Source organism: Kitasatospora sp. NPDC059803, assembly GCF_042732255.1.
GTDB lineage: Bacteria > Actinomycetota > Actinomycetes > Streptomycetales > Streptomycetaceae > Kitasatospora.
The window spans coordinates 15,091-33,846 of the sequence record NZ_JBHWIJ010000059.1; the positions used below are offsets into that span (position 1 = coordinate 15,091).

At 72.8% G+C, this 18,756-nt stretch carries 11 protein-coding genes and 1 pseudogene; all 12 read left to right on the forward strand.

What is annotated here, in order from left to right; genetic code table 11:
• Positions 1-339: 339 nt before the first annotated feature.
• Positions 340-1,827: pseudogene (locus ACFV6I_RS12920) on the forward strand (putative bifunctional diguanylate cyclase/phosphodiesterase); the annotation flags it as partial.
• A gap of 484 nt (positions 1,828-2,311) precedes the next feature.
• Positions 2,312-2,608 carry an Asp-tRNA(Asn)/Glu-tRNA(Gln) amidotransferase subunit GatC gene (gene gatC, locus ACFV6I_RS12925; protein WP_030057414.1) on the forward strand — a complete coding sequence of 99 codons (297 nt, stop codon included), beginning with the start codon at positions 2,312-2,314 and terminating at the stop codon, positions 2,606-2,608.
• Positions 2,609-2,613: 5 nt separating this feature from the next.
• Positions 2,614-4,107 carry an Asp-tRNA(Asn)/Glu-tRNA(Gln) amidotransferase subunit GatA gene (gatA, locus tag ACFV6I_RS12930; RefSeq protein ID WP_063347731.1) on the forward strand — a complete coding sequence of 498 codons (1,494 nt, stop codon included), beginning with the start codon at positions 2,614-2,616 and terminating at the stop codon, positions 4,105-4,107.
• Positions 4,104-4,379 (forward strand): hypothetical protein, encoded by a 276-nt coding sequence (locus ACFV6I_RS12935; protein ID WP_350884604.1) that lies wholly within the window; start codon positions 4,104-4,106, stop codon positions 4,377-4,379. Before gatA ends, ACFV6I_RS12935 begins: the two co-directional genes overlap by 4 nt.
• A gap of 77 nt (positions 4,380-4,456) precedes the next feature.
• Positions 4,457-5,968: an Asp-tRNA(Asn)/Glu-tRNA(Gln) amidotransferase subunit GatB gene (gatB, locus tag ACFV6I_RS12940; RefSeq protein ID WP_380344968.1), complete on the forward strand. Its 1,512-nt coding sequence runs from the start codon at positions 4,457-4,459 to the stop codon at positions 5,966-5,968.
• A 257-nt stretch (positions 5,969-6,225) separates the two neighbouring features.
• A complete protein-coding gene (locus ACFV6I_RS12945) occupies positions 6,226-6,384 on the forward strand; it encodes a hypothetical protein (RefSeq protein ID WP_159398431.1) in 159 nt (52 codons plus the stop codon).
• Between the two features lie 134 nt (positions 6,385-6,518).
• A complete protein-coding gene (locus ACFV6I_RS12950) occupies positions 6,519-9,560 on the forward strand; it encodes a helix-turn-helix transcriptional regulator (protein WP_380425012.1) in 3,042 nt (1,013 codons plus the stop codon).
• A 533-nt stretch (positions 9,561-10,093) separates the two neighbouring features.
• Positions 10,094-13,027 (forward strand): putative bifunctional diguanylate cyclase/phosphodiesterase, encoded by a 2,934-nt coding sequence (locus ACFV6I_RS12955; protein WP_380377640.1) that lies wholly within the window; start codon positions 10,094-10,096, stop codon positions 13,025-13,027.
• Between the two features lie 333 nt (positions 13,028-13,360).
• Entirely contained in the window at positions 13,361-15,214 is a 1,854-nt protein-coding gene (locus ACFV6I_RS12960) for an acetolactate synthase large subunit (protein ID WP_380425015.1), read from the forward strand.
• Positions 15,215-15,250: 36 nt separating this feature from the next.
• Positions 15,251-15,775, forward strand: a complete 525-nt coding sequence (ilvN, locus tag ACFV6I_RS12965; protein WP_030302941.1) for an acetolactate synthase small subunit — start codon at positions 15,251-15,253, stop codon at positions 15,773-15,775.
• Between the two features lie 115 nt (positions 15,776-15,890).
• Complete coding sequence (ilvC, locus tag ACFV6I_RS12970) at positions 15,891-16,889, forward strand: ketol-acid reductoisomerase (protein WP_063347727.1); 999 nt, start codon at positions 15,891-15,893, stop codon at positions 16,887-16,889.
• A gap of 237 nt (positions 16,890-17,126) precedes the next feature.
• A complete protein-coding gene (gene serA / locus ACFV6I_RS12975) occupies positions 17,127-18,716 on the forward strand; it encodes a phosphoglycerate dehydrogenase (RefSeq protein ID WP_363378782.1) in 1,590 nt (529 codons plus the stop codon).
• Positions 18,717-18,756: the final 40 nt, after the last annotated feature.

Genomic DNA, 18,756 nt, shown 5'->3' on the forward strand with positions numbered 1-18,756 from the left:
GTCCTGATGCAACGTCACCGGGTGTCGCACCGTGAAAGCGGGCATTGTGTCACTGTGCGACACCCGGGCGCGGTGGCGCGTTTCCGGTTGTCCGAAAGTCTGCCCACCGGGTGGACCCCGGCATACCCTGGAGCGCAACAGAGTGTCAGCAGGGGTGGGGGCACCGGCTGAGCCGGTGCTCCGCGGGGTCGCTCCATGCCCGGCAGCTGTCGGTACCGGCACGGTGCCTCACCGTAAGGCGGCCTGACGGGGCGGGCCCGACGGAGGACAGGGCTTATGGATCGTACGACCGGCGGTGCGCCCACACGCCCGCCGCAGGGGGTGGCAGGTGCGGTCCTGCTGCTCGGCGTGCTGCTGGCCGGTGCCGCGCCGCTCATCCCGCTGGCCGTCCTGGTCTACCGGTACGAGCCCGAACTGCTGCCGCTGTTCGCGGTGCCGCTGGCGGTGCTGGTCGCCGCCTGGCGGATCGCCCGCGACCGCGCCCGTGACCAGCTGACCGACCCGCTGACGGATCTGCCCAACCGTCAGGCCCTGTTGATGGCCGCCCAGGAGGCGATCGCGGAGCGTGCGGAAGGTTACAGCGTCGGTCTCATCCTGCTCGATCTCGATCGTTTCCGATCGCTCAACGACACCCTCGGTCACACCGCCGGCGACCGGCTGCTGGTGCACATCGCCCGTCGGCTGCACCGCGCGCTGCGCTCCGGAGGCCCGGCCGGCAGCGCCACCCGGGAGTCCATCGACGACGTCTTCGCCGGCCTGCCCCGGAACTACCGGCGCGGCCGCCCGATGGTGGCCCGGATGGGCGGCGACGAGTTCGCCGTGCTGCTGCCCGGCATCAACTGCCCGGACAGCCTGGAGCGGGTCGCCAAGGCGCTGATCGCCGAACTCGCCGCGCCGATCCGGCTGGACGGGCTGCTGCTCGTGCTGGAGGCCAGCGCCGGCGTCTGCGTCTACCCGCAGCACGCCCAGGACGCCGAGGCGCTGCTGCGCCGCGCCGACGTGGCGATGGGCCACGCCCAGCGCGGTTGCAGCGGCGTCGCGCAGTACGACGAGACCCAGGACGCCGACACGCCGTACCGGATAGGGCTGCTCGGCGACCTGCGGCGGGCCCTGGAGACCGGCGAGGTGCAGCTGCACTACCAGCCCAAGGTGGCCTTCGACGGCCGGGTGGTCGGCCTGGAGGCGCTGCTGCGCTGGGAGCGCCCCGGCCAGGGCCGGGTCTCGCCGGACGAGTTCGTCGGGCTCGCCGAGTCCAGCGGCCTGATGCCCCGGCTCACCGACTACGTGCTGGAGGCCGCCGTCGGGCAGCTCGCCTACTGGCGGGAGCAGGGCCTCCAGGTGCAGGTCGCGGTCAACGTCTCCCCGCGCGACGTGCTCAACCCCGGCTTCGCCCAGCGCGTCGCCGGCCACCTCGTCCGCCACCAGGTGCCGGCCCACGCGCTCCAGCTGGAGATCACCGAACGGCTGCTGCTGGACGACTCCCGCCGGGCCGCCGACACCCTCGCCGAACTGCGCGGCTACGGCGTCGGGATGTCCCTGGACGACTTCGGGACCGGCCACTCCTCGCTGGTGCGGCTGCGCAGCCTGCCGGTCGGCGAGCTGAAGATCGACCGCTCCTTCGTCTCCCGGATGGTCATCGACGACCACGACGCGGCGGTGGTGCGCTGCTCGGTGGAGCTCGCCCACTCGCTGGGCCTGACCGTGGTCGCCGAGGGCGTCGAGGACGACGAGACCTGGGAGCGGCTGCACTGCATGGGCGTGGACGCCGTCCAGGGCTGGCTGGTGTCGGCCGCGCTGCCGGCCGAGCAGGCCACCGCCTGGCTGCGGGTGCACCGTACCGGCGCCCCGCCGGTGGAGCGGCTGGTCCCCCCGCCGGGCCGGCTGCCGTCGGCGCTCCACGCGGTGCAGGGGGGCCAGGGCCTGCCGGTCCAGCCGGTGCTGCCGCCGGCCGTCCAGCCGGTGGTCCAGCAGGCCATCGCGCCGGTGCTGCCGTCGACCCTCCCGCCGGTGCTGCCCCCGACGCTCCCGCAGGCTGTGCAGGCCGTTCAGACGGTCCAGGCCGCGCCCGCGCCCCAGCCCGTGTCGGCCGCGCAGATCGAGATCAAGGCGCCGGGCACGCAGAGTTGGGCCCGCACCAGGCCGCAGTGACGGGCGCACACGCTTACTCGTTGGCCGGTGGCCGGGCCGGGCCCCATAGGATGGGGTCCAAAGACCACGAGGACGGAGCACCGGACCGGTTGCTCCTGCCCGGGCCCGGCACCGCCTGCGCGCGGCGCCGGGCCTCACCAGAACTCACCCTGAGGATCGCTGCATGCCTGGCATCACGCGCGAGGAGGTCGCCCACCTCGCCCGGCTGTCGCGTCTTGAGCTGAAGCCCGAAGAGCTGGACCACTTCGCCGAGCAGCTCGACGTGATCATCGGCGCGGTCGCCCGCGTTTCCGAGGTCGCCGGACAGGACGTCCCGCCGACCTCCCACCCGCTCCCGCTGACCAACGTGATGCGCGCGGACGAGGTGCGGCCGTCGCTCACCCCGGAGCAGGCGCTGTCCGGCGCCCCCGCCGCCGAGGAGCAGCGTTTCCGCGTGCCCCAGATCCTCGGGGAGGACTGACCGAGATGACCGAGTTGATCAAGTACACCGCCGCTGAGACGGCTTCCGCCATCGCCAAGGGCGAGGTGTCCGCCGTCGAGGTGGCGCAGGCGCACCTGGACCGCATCGGCGCCGTCGACAAGAAGGTCAACGCCTTCCTGCACGTCGACACCGAGGGCGCGCTGAACGCCGCCAAGGCCGTCGACGAGAAGCGCGCCAAGGGCGAGGAGCTGGGCCCGCTGGCCGGCGTCCCGCTCGCGCTGAAGGACGTCTTCACCACCAAGGGCGTGCCGACCACCTGCGGCTCCAAGATCCTCGAAGGCTGGATCCCGCCGTACGACGCCACGCTGACCACCCGTCTCAAGGACGCCGGCGTGGTCATCCTCGGCAAGACCAACATGGACGAGTTCGCGATGGGCTCCTCCACCGAGAACTCCGCCTACGGCACGACCGGCAACCCGTGGGACCTCTCCCGCATCCCCGGCGGCTCCGGCGGCGGCTCGGCCGCCGCGCTGGCCGCCTTCGAGGCCCCGCTGGCGATCGGCACCGACACCGGCGGCTCGATCCGCCAGCCCGGTGCCGTCACCGGCACCGTCGGCGTCAAGCCGACCTACGGCTCGGTCTCCCGCTACGGCCTGGTCGCCTTCTCGTCCTCGCTGGACCAGGGCGGCCCGTGCGCCCGCACCGTGCTGGACGCGGCGCTGCTGCACGAGGCCATCGCCGGGTACGACCCGCTGGACTCCACCTCGATCGACGCGCCCGTCCCGGCCGTGGTCGAGGCCGCCAAGCTGCGCGACGTGCGCGGCATGCGGATCGGCGTGGTCAAGGAGTTCGCCGGCGAGGGCTACCAGGCCGGCGTGATGGAGCGCTTCAACGAGTCGGTGGAGCTGCTGCGCGAGCTGGGCGCCGAGGTCGTCGAGGTCTCCTGCCCGTCCTTCACCCTGGCGCTGCCGGCGTACTACCTGATCGCGCCCAGCGAGGCCTCGTCCAACCTGGCCCGTTTCGACGCGATGCGCTACGGCCTGCGGGTCGGCGACGACGGCTCCCGCTCGGCCGAGGACGTCACCGCCCTGACCCGCGAGGCCGGCTTCGGCCCCGAGGTCAAGCGCCGCATCATCCTCGGCACCTACGCCCTCTCCTCGGGCTACTACGACGCCTACTACGGCTCGGCCCAGAAGGTCCGCACGCTCATCTCGCGCGACTTCGACGCCGCCTTCGCGGGCGTGGACGTGCTGGTCTCGCCGACCACGCCGACCACCGCCTTCCCGATCGGCGAGCGCGCCGACGACCCGATGGCGATGTACCTGGCCGACCTCTGCACGATTCCGTCGAACCTCGCGGGCAACGCGGCCATGTCGCTGCCCTGCGGTCTGGCCCCGGAGGACAATCTCCCGGTCGGCCTGCAGATCATCGCACCCGCGATGGCGGACGACCGCCTGTACCGGGTGGGCGGCGCCGTCGAGGCCGCACTCAACGACAAGTGGGGGCACACCCTGCTGGAGGAGGCACCGGCACTGTGAGCAAGATCGAGAAGGCCAAGGCCCCGTCGTCCCTCAAGGCACCGTCGTCCCTGAAGGGCTTCAAGCACAGCAAGCCGGGCCTCTGGCTGTCCATCGGCACCAGCGCCTTCGGCGCGGTATCGGTCGTCAAGGACGTCCGCAAGGCCCGCGAGGAGAGCGACACCCTCAAGCTGGTCAACGCCCTGGTCGGCGCCGCCGCGCTGATCACCGGTACCGCCCTGCTGGTGCGCGAGCTGCGCCAGCTCGGCTCCGACGACGTCCTGCTGGGCTGAGCTGAGCGCCCCGGCCCGGCCCCGCGCGAGCGGCGGCCGGGCCCGTACCTCCCAAGTCTTTTAGTGAAGGGGACGCTGTGAGCGTCATGAACCTGGTCTCCTACGAGGACGCTCTCGCGTCGTACGACCCGGTGATGGGCCTTGAGGTCCACGTCGAGCTGGGCACCAAGACCAAGATGTTCTGCGGTTGCTCGACCGAGCTGGGTGCCGAGCCGAACAGCCAGACCTGCCCGACCTGCCTGGGCCTGCCCGGCTCGCTGCCGGTGGTCAACGCGATCGGCGTGGAGTCGGCCGTCAAGATCGGCCTGGCGCTGAACTGCGAGATCGCCGAGTGGTGCCGGTTCGCGCGGAAGAACTACTTCTACCCGGACATGCCCAAGAACTTCCAGACCTCGCAGTACGACGAGCCGATCGCCTTCAACGGCTACCTCGACGTGCAGCTGGAGGACGGCTCGACCTTCCGCGTGGAGATCGAGCGCGCCCACATGGAGGAGGACACCGGCAAGTCCAGCCACGTCGGTGGCGCGACCGGCCGCATCCACGGCGCCACCCACTCGCTGCTCGACTACAACCGGGCCGGCATCCCGCTGATCGAGATCGTCACCAAGCCGATCGTCGGCGCCGGCGAGCGCGCCCCCGAGGTCGCCAAGGCGTACGTCGCCGAGCTGCGCGAGCTGATCAAGGCGCTGGGCGTCTCCGAGGCGCGGATGGACAAGGGCCAGATGCGCTGCGACGTCAACCTGTCGCTGCGCCCCAACGGCACCGAGACCTTCGGCACCCGTTCGGAGACCAAGAACGTCAACTCGCTGCGCAGCGTGGAGCGGGCCGCCCGGTTTGAGATCCAGCGGCACGCCACCGTGCTGACCGACGGCGGCACGATCATCCAGGAGACCCGGCACTTCCACGAGGAGGACGGCAGCACCACCTCGGGCCGGATCAAGGACAACGCCGAGGACTACCGCTACTTCCCCGAGCCGGACCTGGTGCCGATCGCCCCCGCCCGCGCCTGGGTCGAGGAGCTGCGCGCAGGCCTGCCCGAGCTGCCGCGGGTGCGCCGGGCCCGGCTGCAGGCCGAGTGGGGCCTGTCCGACAAGGACATGCAGTCGGTGCTGAACGCCGGCGCCGTCGAGCCGATCCAGGAGACCATCGCCGCCGGCGCCCCGGCCGACCAGGCCCGCAAGTGGTGGATGGGCGAGCTGGCCCGCCGGGCCAACGAGACCGGCACCGAGCTGAGCGAGCAGCCGATCACCCCGGCGCAGGTCGCCCGGGTCGCCGCGCTGGTCGCCGAGGGCAAGCTGAACGACAAGCTGGCCCGCCAGGTCATCGAGGCCGTGCTGGCCGGCGAGGGCGAGCCGGACGAGGTCGTCGAGAAGCGCGGCCTGGCCGTCGTCTCGGACGACTCCGCGCTCGGTGCGGCCGTCGACCAGGCCATCGCCGAGAACGAGGCGATCGCCGCCAAGATCCGCGACGGCAAGGTCGCGGCGGTCGGCGCGCTGGTCGGTGCGGTCATGAAGGCCACCCGCGGCCAGGCCGACGCGGCCCGCGTCAAGGACCTGATCCTGGAGCGGCTCGCCGTCGAGGGACAGTAGGCGCAGCCCGGGGAAGCTGGGCGTCTCAGCCTGAGCTTCCTAAGGCGCCTAAGGCATCTAAGGCCCCCTAAGTAAGGCCTAAGGCCCGGTCTCACCTCTAAATCGAGGTAAGACCGGGCCTTTGCCGTTCCTGGGGCCCCGATCTAAGGCACCTGGGGCCCGGAAGATCGGTAGGGCTTCCGATGCGGCACCCCCCGCTGGGAGAGGAAAGTCTTACTCGACAGCGAAACGCAGTGAAACCCACAGGGGGAACCGAAGTGATCGAGTACGAGCTCATCCAGCAGCACGCCCACGAGCTGGCCGTCCGCGCCGAGCACGAGCGCCTGGTCCGGGAGGCCAAGGAGGGGCGCCGCCTGCGGCAGCGTCCGGTGGCCGCCCGCTTCCAGCGGCGCCCCGCGCGCCAGCGCGAATGCTGACGGACCGGCACCACGACGGTGCCGAGGGAGTTTCGGAGGGGGAGGCGCAGCAGGGGAGCGCCTCCCCCTCCGGGCGTTCGCCAGGGGAGATAACCCCTCGGCCCGCCACCTCCGGCTATGGCATGCTCGCCTCCATGCAGCAGATATCGGTGAGTCCCGTCTTCGTCGGCCGCGGCAGCGAGATCACCGAACTGACCGACGCGCTGCGCCGGGCCGGCTCCGGCAGCCCGCAGGCCGTGCTGATCGGCGGCGAGGCGGGCGTCGGCAAGACCCGGCTGCTGGAGGAGTTCCTGGAGCGGGCCGCCGCCGGGGGAGCGGTCACCACGCTCGGCGGCTGCCTGGAGATCGGCGCCGAGGGCCTGCCGTACGCCCCGCTGGCCGCCGCGCTGCGCCGGCTGCACCGCTCGCTGGGCGCCGAGCTGGAGGCCGCTGCGGTCGGCAGCGAGGGGCACCTGGCCCGGCTGCTGCCCGAGTTCGGCGAGGCCGACGGTGAACCCAACGACGAGTACGGCCGGGCCCGGCTGTTCGAGCACACCGCGAGGCTGTTCGAGCGGCTCGGCGCGGAGCGTACCCTCGTGTTCGCCGTCGAGGACCTGCACTGGTCCGACCGCTCCACCCGCGAACTGCTCGCCTTCCTGGTCCGCACCCTGCACCGGTCCCGGGTGCTGCTGGTCGCCACCTACCGCTCCGACGACCTGCACCGCCGCCACCCGCTGCGCCCCTTCCTGGCCGAGCTCGAACGGCTGCGCACCGTCCAGCGGCTGGAGCTGGAGCGGTTCGGCCGCGGCGAGGTCGCCGCCCAGCTGGCCGGCATCCTCGGCACCGCCGACCCCGACCGGAAGCTGGTGGACCGCATCCACCGCCGCTCCGAGGGGAACCCGTTCTTCGTCGAGGAGCTGGCCACCGCCTTCGAGGACGGCTGCGGCGCAGGGCTCACCGACTCGCTGCGCGACATCCTGCTGGTCCGGGTGGAGAGCCTGGTCGAGGAGGCCCAGCGGGTGGTGCGGATCGCCGCCGAGGGCGGCTCGCACGTCGAGCACGCCCTGCTGGCGGCCGTCCTGGACGACGACGAGGAGGCGCTGATCGAGGCGCTGCGGGCGGCCGTCGGCGCCAACATCCTGCGCCCGGACGGCGAGGGCGAGGGCTACCGCTTCCGGCACGCGCTGGTCCGCGAGGCGGTCTCGGACGACCTGCTGCCCGGTGAACGGCACCGGATCAACCGCAAGTTCGCACTCGCGGTGGAGGCGCAGCCGCAGCTGGTCTCCTGCGACGCCCTGCCCGCCCGGCTGGCCAACTACTGGTACCACGCGCACGACCCGGCCCGCGCCCTGCCGACCGCCCTGGACGCCGCCCGGGCGGCCCGCCGCCGCAACGCCTTCGCCGAGCAACTGGGCATGCTGGAACGGGCCCTGGAACTGTGGGACATGGTCTCCGAGGAGGTGCTGGCGCACACCCTGCGCCCGTACGACTGGGCGGAGACCTACCCGCCGGGCTCCTGCGACCACAGCACCGCCGACGGGGACTGCGACCGGATCCAGCTGGTCGACGTGCTGGCCGAGGCGGTGGTCGCGGCCCGGCGCTGCGGCGACCGCGAGCGCGGTCTGAGCCTCGCCAGGCGGGGGCTGCGGCTGGTCGACGAGGCCGTGCACCCGGTGCGCGCGGCCTGGTTCCGGATCAACCGGGCCCGGATGCTGGGCAATCTGCGCCGTTCCGGCGACGACGAGGAGATCCTGCACGCGCACCGGCTGGTCGATCACCTGCCGCCGTCCGCCGTCCAGGCCGAGGTGTTCGCGCTCGGCGCCGGGGTGGCGATGCTCAAGAAGCCCGGCCCCGAGCACATCGAGCTGGCCGAGCGGGCGATCCGGATCGCCCAGGAGGTCGGCGCGCACTCCGTCGAGGTGCACGCCCGGATGACGCTCGGCGGCCTGCGCTACGACGTGCACGGCGACGCCGACGGCGGGCTGGCCGAACTGGCCGGGGCGGTCGAGGCGGCCCGCCGGCTGGGCGTGCCCGACCTGCTGCTGCGCGGCGTCAACAACCTGGCCAGCATGCAGCGCGGGGTGGGCCGGGCCGAGGAGGCGGTGGTGCTGGCCCGCGAGGGCCTGGTCTACGCGGACGGCAACGGCCTGCTGCGCAACATCGGCACCATCCTGACCGGCAACCTGGCCGAGGCGCTGACCGACCTGGGGCGGATCCGGGAGGCCGCCGAGGTGCTCGACGCCTGCGAGCTGACCAGCCTGACCGGCACCCACGCCGAGTTCCTGGACCGGATGCGCGGCGACCTCGCGCTGCTGCGCGGGGACCTGGCCGGCGCGGCGACCATGCTGGCGCAGGCCCGGTCGGCCAACCGGGTCGGCCAGCTCCAGCACAGCGTGCCGATCAGCCGGCTGGCGGTGCGGATCGCCGCGCTCGCCGGTCGGCCGCTGGAGGCCCGGGAGGAACTGCTCACCGCGCTGGCGGAGGAGGGGCGGCTCGGCCACGAGTCCGACGTGTACCCGCTGCTGGTCGAGGCCGCCACGGTGGAGGCGGACAGCCGGGGCCTGCCGGAGGCCGCGGCGGGCCGGGCCGAGGCACTGGCCGCGATCGCCGCGCGGGCGGCCCGGCTGCGGCCGCGGGCGCCGATGCACCACGGCTGGGCCCGGCTGCTGGAGGGCGAACTGGCCCGCGCCGAGGCCGCCGACACCCCGGAGCAGTGGGCCGCCGTGGTCGCCACGCTGCGGCCGACGGGGCTGCCGTACCCGCTGGCGGTCGCCCTGCTGCGGGCCGGCGAGGCCGAGGTGCTGGCCGGGCGGCGCGAGGCCGGGGCCGAACTGCTGCGCGAGGCGCGGGAACTGGCCACCGTCCGGGGCGACCGTCCGCTGCTGGCGGAGGTCGCGGGCCTGGCCGAGCGGGCCGGGCTGACGCTGACCCCGGTGGCGGCCGCGCGCCCGGCCGCCGGGCCGGCCGCGACCCCGCCCGCCGGGGAGTCCTTCGGCCTCACCCCCCGTGAGCGGGACGTGCTCCGGTTGCTGGCGCGGGGCTGGAGCAACCGGCAGATCGCGGAGGAGCTGTACATCTCTCCGAAGACCGCGAGCGTGCACGTTTCCAACATCCTGGGCAAGCTCGCGGTCACCGGCCGGGGTGAGGCGGCAGCGCTGGCGCACCGGCTGCGGCTGTTCCCGGACGATCCGGCGTAGGCCCTGTCCCCCCGGGCCTCCCGCTGACCCGAGCGCCCGGCGCCGGGCCTCCTGACCGTCTCCGGTCCGGGCGGCCCGGGGCCGGGCGCCGTCGCGTGCTCCCGTGCGCGCCGCGTGAGCCCCTGGTCGCGCGCCGCCGCCAACCGGGCCGATCCGCCGGAATCGGGTGCATTTCCCCACCCCCTCGCCATTACTCTAAGTTGAGTGCATGTGTCATTGAGTGACGGATTTGGTGTAGGGTCCCGATCGGGAACATCGGTGCGGTGTGGTGACCGGAAGGCCGCCCACCCCCTGGGCCTCCGTCCTGACGGGGCGCCAGGCCACCGCGTACGACCGAGAGGCGCGCGGCCGGTGGCCCGTGGCCGGGGCGCCAGGCCCCGGGCCGGAGGGGGAGAGGCCGAGTGAGCTCCACCGATACGGTGCTGCCCGGGGCCGGACGGCCGGGCGTGCCACCCGCCGACGCGTCCGAGCCCGACACGTCCGCGCCCGGCGCAGCCGCAGCCGGCCCGCCCGCCCCCGGCCGGCGCGGCCCGCTGAACCGGCTCCGGGAGAGCCGGACGCTGCCCGGCCTCGTCCTCGGCGCGCTCTGCCTGGCCTACGCCCTGGGCGCCGCCACTGGCTGGGGATCCTTCCAACTCTCCATCTTCATGGGCGACTTCGGCCTGGCCGCGGCGGCGCTCGCGGCCGCGCTGTCCTGCCTGGTGTACGGCTGCACAGCCGGCGGGCGCGCCCGCCCGGCCTGGCTGCTGTTCGGCCTCTCCTCGCTCATGGTGGCCTGCGGCAACGGCACCTGGGGCTGGTACGAACTGGTCGCCCGCAGCCCGCTGCCGCAGGACTCGCTCGCCGAGTACGCCTTCCTGCTGTTCTCCCCGCTCGCCATCACCGGTGTCCTGGTGCTCGCCCAGCGCCCGCGCTCGGCCGCCGGCTGGCTCTGCCTGCTGCTCGACGGCTGGCTGATCGCCGGCTCGCTGTTCACCCTCAGCTGGAGCCTGGCGCTCGGCCGGATCGCCGCCGGCGAGGTCGGCTCGCCACTGCGGCTGGCCCTCAACCTGGCCTACCCGGTGCTGGACATCCTGCTGGTCAGCCTGGTCGTCGGGCTGCGCTTCGGCGGCCGGGACGGCAACCGGGCGGCCGTGCACACCGCGATGGTGGCGCTGGCCGTCACCGTCCTGTGCGACGCCCTGTTCACCTCCCCGGAGCTGCGCAGCAGCTACCGCTCGGGCGAACTGCTGGACGCCGGCTGGTTCTCCGGCAGCCTGCTGCTGGCCTGGGCGCCGTGGTCGCCGCGCTGGCGCCGCCCGCTGCGCGAGCACCCCTCGGCCGGAGGCCTGCCGCGCCGCCGGGTGGCCACCACGTTCAGCGCGCTCACCCCGTACGCGGCCGCCGCGGTGTGCACCGCCGGGATCCTCTACAACGCCCTCGGCGGGCGGGAATTGGACCGGGTGGTGGCCGCGGCGGCCTGCACCGTCGGCCTGGCGCTCATCCTGCGCCAGGGCGTGATGCTGCTCGACAACCTCTCGCTCGCCCAGGAACTCGCCCACAAGGAGGCGCACTTCCGCTCCCTGGTGCAGGGCTCCAGCGACGTCATCATGATCGCCGGCGCCAACGGCGTGCTCTCCTACGTCTCCCCGGCCGCACTCGGCGTCTACGGGCGGGACCCGGAGGAACTGGTCGGCGGAAACCTGCTGGACCTGGTCCACCCGGAGGACGTGGACCGGGTGCTCGCCGAGGTCCGCCGCTACCTGGCGAGGGTCCGGCTCACCGCCCACCGCTCCCCGGGCACCGCCGAGCCGTCCGCCCGGGTGGAGTGCCGGATCAGCTCCGGCGGCGGCGAGTGGCTGCACGTCGAGTCGACGGTCAGCCGGCACCGTGACGGCCTGATCCTCAACAGCCGGGACGTGACCGAACGCGTGATACTCCAGGCCCAGTTGCAGCACAACGCCTTCCACGACCCGCTCACCGACCTGCCCAACCGGGCGCTGTTCGCCCAGCGGCTGCGGGCCGCCCTCGGCGCCCGCGGCCAGCAGGGCGAGGGCGGCGCCGGGGTCGCGGTGCTCTTCCTCGACCTGGACGGCTTCAAGGCGGTCAACGACACGGCCGGCCACCAGGTGGGCGACGAACTGCTGGTGCAGGCGGCCCGCCGGCTCCAGGGGGCCGTCCGCTGCGGGGACACCGTCGCCCGGTTCGGCGGCGACGAGTTCGCCGCGCTGGTCTGCGGCCCGCTCGGCCGGCTCCAGGTCCAGGAGCTCGCCGAGCGGCTGCGGATCGCGCTCTCCGAGCCGTACTGGATCGGCGGCGCCGAACTCGGTGTCGCCGCCAGCATCGGCATCGCCTTCGGCACCCCCGAACGCGGCCCGGCCGCCGACCCGAGGGCGGCCACCGACGAGCTGATGCGCAACGCCGACCTCGCGATGTACCGGGCCAAGTCCGAGGGCAAGGGCCGGGTGGTGCTCTACAACCCCGCGATGCGGGCCGATCTGGAGCGCCGCACCGAACTGGAGGAGCGGCTGCGGGCCGCCGTCCGGGAGGGCGGCTTCACCCTGCTCCACCAGCCCGTGGTGGACCTCGGCAGCGGCGCGGTGACCGGCGTCGAGGCGCAGGCCCGCTGGCGTTCGGCGGGCGGCCTGCTGCTCACCCCGGCCGAGTTCCTGCGCTCGGCCGACCACGGCGACGCGGCCACCCGGTTCTCCCGCTGGCTGGTCCAGGAGGCGGTGACGGCCGCGGCCAACCGGCGCGGCCAGTCCGGCCGCAGCCGCAGCGGCCCCGCGCCCGTCCCGGTCGCCGTCCGGCTCTCCACCGAGCGGCTGTGCTCGCCCGGCCTGTACGAGACGGTGGCCGCGGCGCTGCGCGACAGCCGGCTGCCGGCCGGCGAGCTGGTGATCGAGGTAGCCCGGATGGGCCCGGACTCGCTCGCCGACGAACTCGGCCGCCGGCTGGCCGCGTTGCGCCGGCTCGGGGTCACCACCGTGCTGGCCGGCTACGGCGCCGGCAGCGGTTCGCTCGGCGAGCTGGCCCGGCTGCCCCTGGACGGCCTCAAGCTGGACCGCACGCTGGTACAGGACCTCGGGGAGTCCGCGCTCAGCCGCACGCTCGCCGGGCACGCCCTGCGGCTCGGCCACGACCTCGGCCTGGTCACCGGCGCCGAGGGGGTGGACCTGCCCCGCCAGGTCGCCGCGCTCCAGGAGCTGGGCTGCCGACAGGGCCAGGGTTCGGCCTTCGCGCCGCCACTGGACGAGACCCGGCTGCGCCGGGCGCTGGTGCGCCGCGGCTACCCGCTGCCCAGACCGCTCGGCTCGGTCTCGGCCCGGCGCGCGTACCTGGCCGCGGAGGCCCGGACGGGTGGCCGCGGGGAGGGCGGCGGGGGGCGTGTCGTGCATCACCACGGTGCCCCCGACCTGCCCGAACGCCGCGCGGTGACCGGTCCAGGGCCAGGTCCGCATGGCGAGACGGTCATCCCACCTGCTTGACACGTGCCCCCGGACAGGAGGAGGGTCGTTGCCATGCGCACCCGAATTCTCGTACTTGGCGGGCGCGTCGGCTGAGCGGGTTCACACCCCCCGCTTGTGACAGACCGACGCGCCACCCCTCGCATGCCCTTGGCACGAGGGGTTTTTTGTTGCACTGACGCTGTTCCACCACCGCAAGACCCCTGGCCCCGACCGCCCGATCCGCCCCGATTCGCGGGGAGGAAGCGGGACGATTGAGGCAGAGCCGGCGATCGGCCCGAAACCGGGACCCCACCCTCGCACCACCGGGGCCCGAAACCACCGGGCCGGCACATTCCGAGAAGAGACAGGCAGATGACTGAGCACGCCGCATCCCCCCGCCGCGGGGACACCACGGCCGCCCACGCTCCCGCTCCCCAGCACGTCGTCGAAACCATGACCGGCGCCCAGTCGCTCATCCGCTCGCTGGAGGCCGTGGGCGCCGACACCGTCTTCGGCATCCCGGGCGGGGCCATCCTTCCCGCGTACGACCCGCTGATGGACTCGGCCAAGGTGCGCCACATCCTGGTCCGCCACGAGCAGGGCGCCGGCCACGCCGCCACCGGATACGCCCAGGCCACCGGCCGGGTCGGGGTCTGCATGGCCACCTCCGGCCCGGGCGCGACCAACCTGGTGACCCCGATCGCCGACGCCTACATGGACTCGGTGCCGATGGTCGCGATCACCGGCCAGGTCTCCTCCAAGGCGATCGGCACCGACGCCTTCCAGGAGGCGGACATCTGCGGCATCACCATGCCGATCACCAAGCACAACTACCTGGTCACCGACCCCGCCGAGATCCCCCGGGTGATCGCCGAGGCGTTCCACATCGCCGCCACCGGCCGCCCCGGCCCCGTCCTGGTCGACATCGCCAAGGACGCGCTCCAGGCCACCACCACCTTCCGTTGGCCGGTCGAGCTCTCGCTGCCCGGCTACCGCCCGGTCACCAAGCCGCACGCCAAGCAGATCCGCGAGGCCGCGAAGATGCTGGTGGGCGCCAAGCGCCCGGTGCTGTACGTCGGCGGCGGCGTGATCAAGGCACAGGCCACCACCGAGCTGCGGATCCTCGCCGAACTGACCGGCGCCCCCGTGGTCACCACCCTGATGGCGCTCGGCGCCTTCCCCGACAGCCACCCGCAGCACCTGGGCATGCCCGGCATGCACGGCTCCGTCCCGGCCGTCACCGCGCTCCAGAAGGCCGACCTGCTGTTCACCCTCGGCGCCCGCTTCGACGACCGCGTCACCGGCAAGCTGGACGGCTTCGCCCCGCACGCCAAGGTCGTCCACGCGGACATCGACCCGGCCGAGATCGGCAAGAACCGCCCCGCCGACGTGCCGATCGTCGGCGACGCCCGCGAGGTGCTGGCCGATCTGATCGTCGCCGTCCAGGCCGAGTTCGACGCCGGCCACAAGGGCGACTACTCGCAGTGGTGGGAGAAGCTCGACGAGTGGAAGAAGACCTACCCGCTGGGCTACGAGCCCGCCCCGGGCGGCCGCCTCTCCCCGCAGCAGGTCATCGAGCGGATCGGCCGACTGGTCGGCCCCGAAGCGATCTACGCCGCAGGCGTCGGCCAGCACCAGATGTGGAGCTCGCAGTTCATCCGCTTCGAGAAGCCGGGCACCTGGCTCAACTCGGGCGGCGCGGGCACCATGGGCTACGCCGTCCCCGCCGCGATGGGCGCCAAGGCCGGCCGGCCCGACACCGCGGTCTGGGCCATCGACGGCGACGGCTGCTTCCAGATGACCAACCAGGAACTGGCCACCTGCGCCCTGAACGACATCCCGATCAAGGTCGCGGTCATCAACAACGGCTCGCTCGGCATGGTCCGCCAGTGGCAGACGCTGTTCTACAACCAGCGCTACTCCAACACCGTGCTGCACGCCGGCCCCGACCACGACGGCATCGCGCCGCCGGCCCAGGGCACCCGGATCCCCGACTTCGTCCTGCTGTCCGAGGCGATGGGCTGCGTCGGCCTGCGCTGCGAGCGCCCCGAGGACCTGGACGCCGTCATCAAGCAGGCGATGGAGATCAACGACCGCCCGGTCGTCATCGACTTCATCGTCCACCAGGACGCCATGGTCTGGCCGATGGTCGCGGCCGGCACCAGCAACGACGAGATCCAGTTCGCCAAGGGCGTCCGCCCCGACTTCGGCGACGACCTCGACTAACACCCCCCTTCAACTCCAGAGCGCCTGAGGAACCCCATGTCCAAGCACACCCTCTCCGTCCTGGTCGAGAACAAGCCCGGCGTGCTCGCCCGCATCGCCGCCCTGTTCTCCCGTCGGGGCTTCAACATCGACTCCCTCGCCGTCGGCCCGACCGAGCATCCGGACGTGTCCCGGATGACCATCGTGGTCAACGTCGAGGACCTCCCGCTGGAACAGGTCACCAAGCAGCTCAACAAGCTCGTGAACGTGATAAAGATCGTCGAACTCGACCAGTCCGCTGCGATCCAGCGGGAACTGGTCCTGGTGAAGGTCCGCGCCGACAACGAGACCCGGTCGCAGATCGTCGAGATCGTCCAGCTGTTCCGTGCCAAGACGGTCGACGTGTCCCCGGACGCGGTGACCATCGAGGCCACCGGAAGCTCGGACAAGCTGGAGGCCATGCTCCGGATGCTGGAGCCTTACGGCATCAAGGAGTTGGTCCAGTCCGGCCTGGTCGCCATCGGGCGCGGCGCCCGTTCGATCACGGACCGCTCGTTGCGCGCCCTCGACCGCAGCGCCTGAGCACCCCCGAGACGCAGGCCGTCTCACACCCTGAAGCACCGCCCCACGCCCCCGCCGGTACGCCTACCGTAGAGAACGCGTACCCGGCAACCATCACGCAAGGAGATGTGCCCCCGTGGCCGAGCTGTTCTACGAAGACGACGCCGACCTGTCCATCATCCAGGGCCGCAAGGTCGCGGTCATCGGCTACGGCAGCCAGGGCCACGCCCACGCGCTGTCCCTGCGCGACTCCGGCGCCGACGTCCGGGTCGGCCTGAAGCCGGAGTCCAAGTCCCGTGCCAAGGCGGAGGAGGCCGGCCTGCGCGTCGTCACCCCGGCCGAGGCCGCGGCCGAGGCCGACGTCATCATGATCCTGGTGCCGGACCCGATCCAGGCCGACGTCTACGAGGCCGACATCGCCCCGCACCTGAAGGCCGGCGACGCCCTGTTCTTCGGCCACGGCCTGAACATCCGCTTCGGCTTCATCAAGCCCCCGGCGGACGTCGACGTCTGCATGGTCGCCCCGAAGGGCCCGGGCCACCTGGTCCGCCGCCAGTACGAGGAGGGCCGCGGCGTCCCCGCGATCGTCGCCGTCGAGCAGGACGCCTCCGGCAAGGCCTTCGACCTGGCGCTGTCCTACGCCAAGGGCCTGGGCGCCACCAAGGCCGGCGTCATCAAGACCACCTTCACCGAGGAGACCGAGACCGACCTGTTCGGTGAGCAGGCCGTCCTGTGCGGTGGCACCGCCGCCCTGGTGAAGGCCGGTTTCGAGACCCTGGTCGAGGCCGGCTACCAGCCGGAGATCGCCTACTTCGAGTGCCTGCACGAGCTGAAGCTCATCGTCGACCTGATGTACGAGGGCGGCCTGGAGAAGATGCGCTGGTCGGTCTCCGAGACCGCCGAGTGGGGCGACTACGTCACCGGCCCGCGGATCATCACCGACGCCACCAAGGCCGAGATGCGCAAGGTCCTCGCCGAGATCCAGGACGGCACCTTCGCCAACACCTGGATCGCCGAGTACAAGGCCGGTCTGCCCAAGTACAACGAGTACAAGAAGGCCGACGAGGACCACCTGCTGGAGACCACCGGCAAGAAGCTGCGCTCGCTGATGAGCTGGGTCGACGACAAGGCCTGAACCGGCCTCGGGCTCTGCCCGATTTTGTAACTTCCTTGTACAAGTAGGCTGCTCCCGTCCGGGTGATTTCGCCGGACGGGAGCAGCCTGGTACCCAGCCCGTCGATACACTCCGAGTGCGCGTCAGGCCCACAGCGTCGTGCGTCTACCTACGCGGCATGCCACCTTCCCCCCGCCGTCCACGCCACCCACGTGCCGGGGAGAACCGCAGAGTTAAGGACACACTGTCGTGAGCACTGTGACATCCAAAACCGCCGTCGTCCTGATCGCCGAAGAGCTGTCGCCCGCCACCGTCGACGCCCTCGGCCCCGACTTCGAGATCCGCCACTGCAACGGCGCCGACCGCACCGAGCTGCTCGGCGCGATCGCCGACGTCGACGCGATCCTGATCCGCTCCGCCACCAAGGTCGACGCGGAGGCGCTGGCCGTCGCCCGCAAGCTCAAGGTGGTCGCCCGGGCCGGGGTCGGCCTGGACAACGTGGACGTCGCCGCCGCCACCAAGGCCGGCGTGATGGTCGTGAACGCGCCGACCTCCAACATCGTCACCGCCGCCGAACTCGCCTGCGGCCTGCTGATCTCCGTCGCCCGCAACATCGCGCCGGCCAACGCCGCGCTCAAGCAGGGCGAGTGGAAGCGCAACAAGTACACCGGCGTCGAGCTGAGCGAGAAGACCCTCGGCGTCGTCGGCCTCGGCCGGATCGGCGTCCTGGTCGCCCAGCGGATGTCCGCGTTCGGCATGAAGATCGTCGCGTACGACCCCTACATCCAGGCCGCCCGCGCCGCCCAGATGGGCGTCAAGCTGGTCACCCTGGAGGAGCTGCTGGAGGTCTCGGACTTCATCACCGTCCACCTCCCCAAGACCCCCGAGACCATCGGCCTGATCGGCGACGAGGCGCTGCACAAGGTCAAGCCGACCGTGCGCATCGTCAACGCCGCCCGCGGCGGCATCGTGGACGAGGAGGCGCTCGCCAACGCCCTGCGCGACGGCCGGGTGGCCGGCGCCGGCCTGGACGTGTACGCCAAGGAGCCGTGCACCGACTCCCCGCTGTTCGGCTTCGACAACGTGGTCGCCACCCCGCACCTGGGCGCCTCCACCGACGAGGCGCAGGAGAAGGCCGGCATCGCCGTCGCCAAGTCGGTGCGCCTGGCGCTGGCCGGCGAGCTGGTGCCGGACGCCGTCAACGTCCAGGGCGGCGTGATCGCCGAGGACGTGCGCCCGGGCCTGCCGCTGGCCGAGAAGCTCGGCCGGATCTTCACCGCGCTGGCCGGCGAGGTCGCCGTCCGGCTCGACGTCGAGGTCCGCGGCGAGATCACCCAGCACGACGTGAAGGTGCTCGAACTGTCCGCGCTGAAGGGCGTGTTCGAGGACGTGGTGGCGGAGACGGTGTCCTACGTCAACGCCCCGCTGTTCGCCCAGGAGCGCGGCGTCGAGGTCCGCCTGACCACCTCCAGCGAGAGCGCCGAGCACCGCAACGTGATCACCGTCCGCGGCACGCTCGCGAACGGCGAGGAGATCGCCATCTCCGGCACCCTGGCCGGCCCGAAGCAGACCCAGAAGATCGTCGGCGTGGACGCCTTCGACGTGGACGTCGCGCTCACCGACCACATGGCCTTCTTCAAGTACGAGGACCGCCCCGGCGTGGTCGGCGTGCTCGGCCGCCACCTCGGCGACGCCGGCATCAACATCGCCGGCATGCAGGTCGCCCGCGACGGCGGCGGCGCGCTCGCCTCCATCACCGTGGACAGCCAGATCCCGCAGGACGTGCTGTCGGCGATCGCCGCCGAGATCGGCGCCCGCTTCGCCCGCTCGGTCGACCTGGGCGCCTGAGCCCACGCCCCCCGGGGCCCGGACCGCCGTTCGCCGGCGG

What these genes read in the sequence shown, in the direction of transcription:
- gatA (WP_063347731.1), top strand. Translation starts at nt 2,614, where the DNA reads ATGACCGAGTTGATCAAGTACACCGCCGCTGAGACGGCTTCCGCCATC.
- gatC (WP_030057414.1), top strand. Translation starts at nt 2,312, where the DNA reads ATGCCTGGCATCACGCGCGAGGAGGTCGCCCACCTCGCCCGGCTGTCG.
- ilvN (WP_030302941.1), top strand. Translation starts at nt 15,251, where the DNA reads ATGTCCAAGCACACCCTCTCCGTCCTGGTCGAGAACAAGCCCGGCGTG.
- ACFV6I_RS12950 (WP_380425012.1), top strand. Translation starts at nt 6,519, where the DNA reads ATGCAGCAGATATCGGTGAGTCCCGTCTTCGTCGGCCGCGGCAGCGAG.
- ACFV6I_RS12960 (WP_380425015.1), top strand. Translation starts at nt 13,361, where the DNA reads ATGACTGAGCACGCCGCATCCCCCCGCCGCGGGGACACCACGGCCGCC.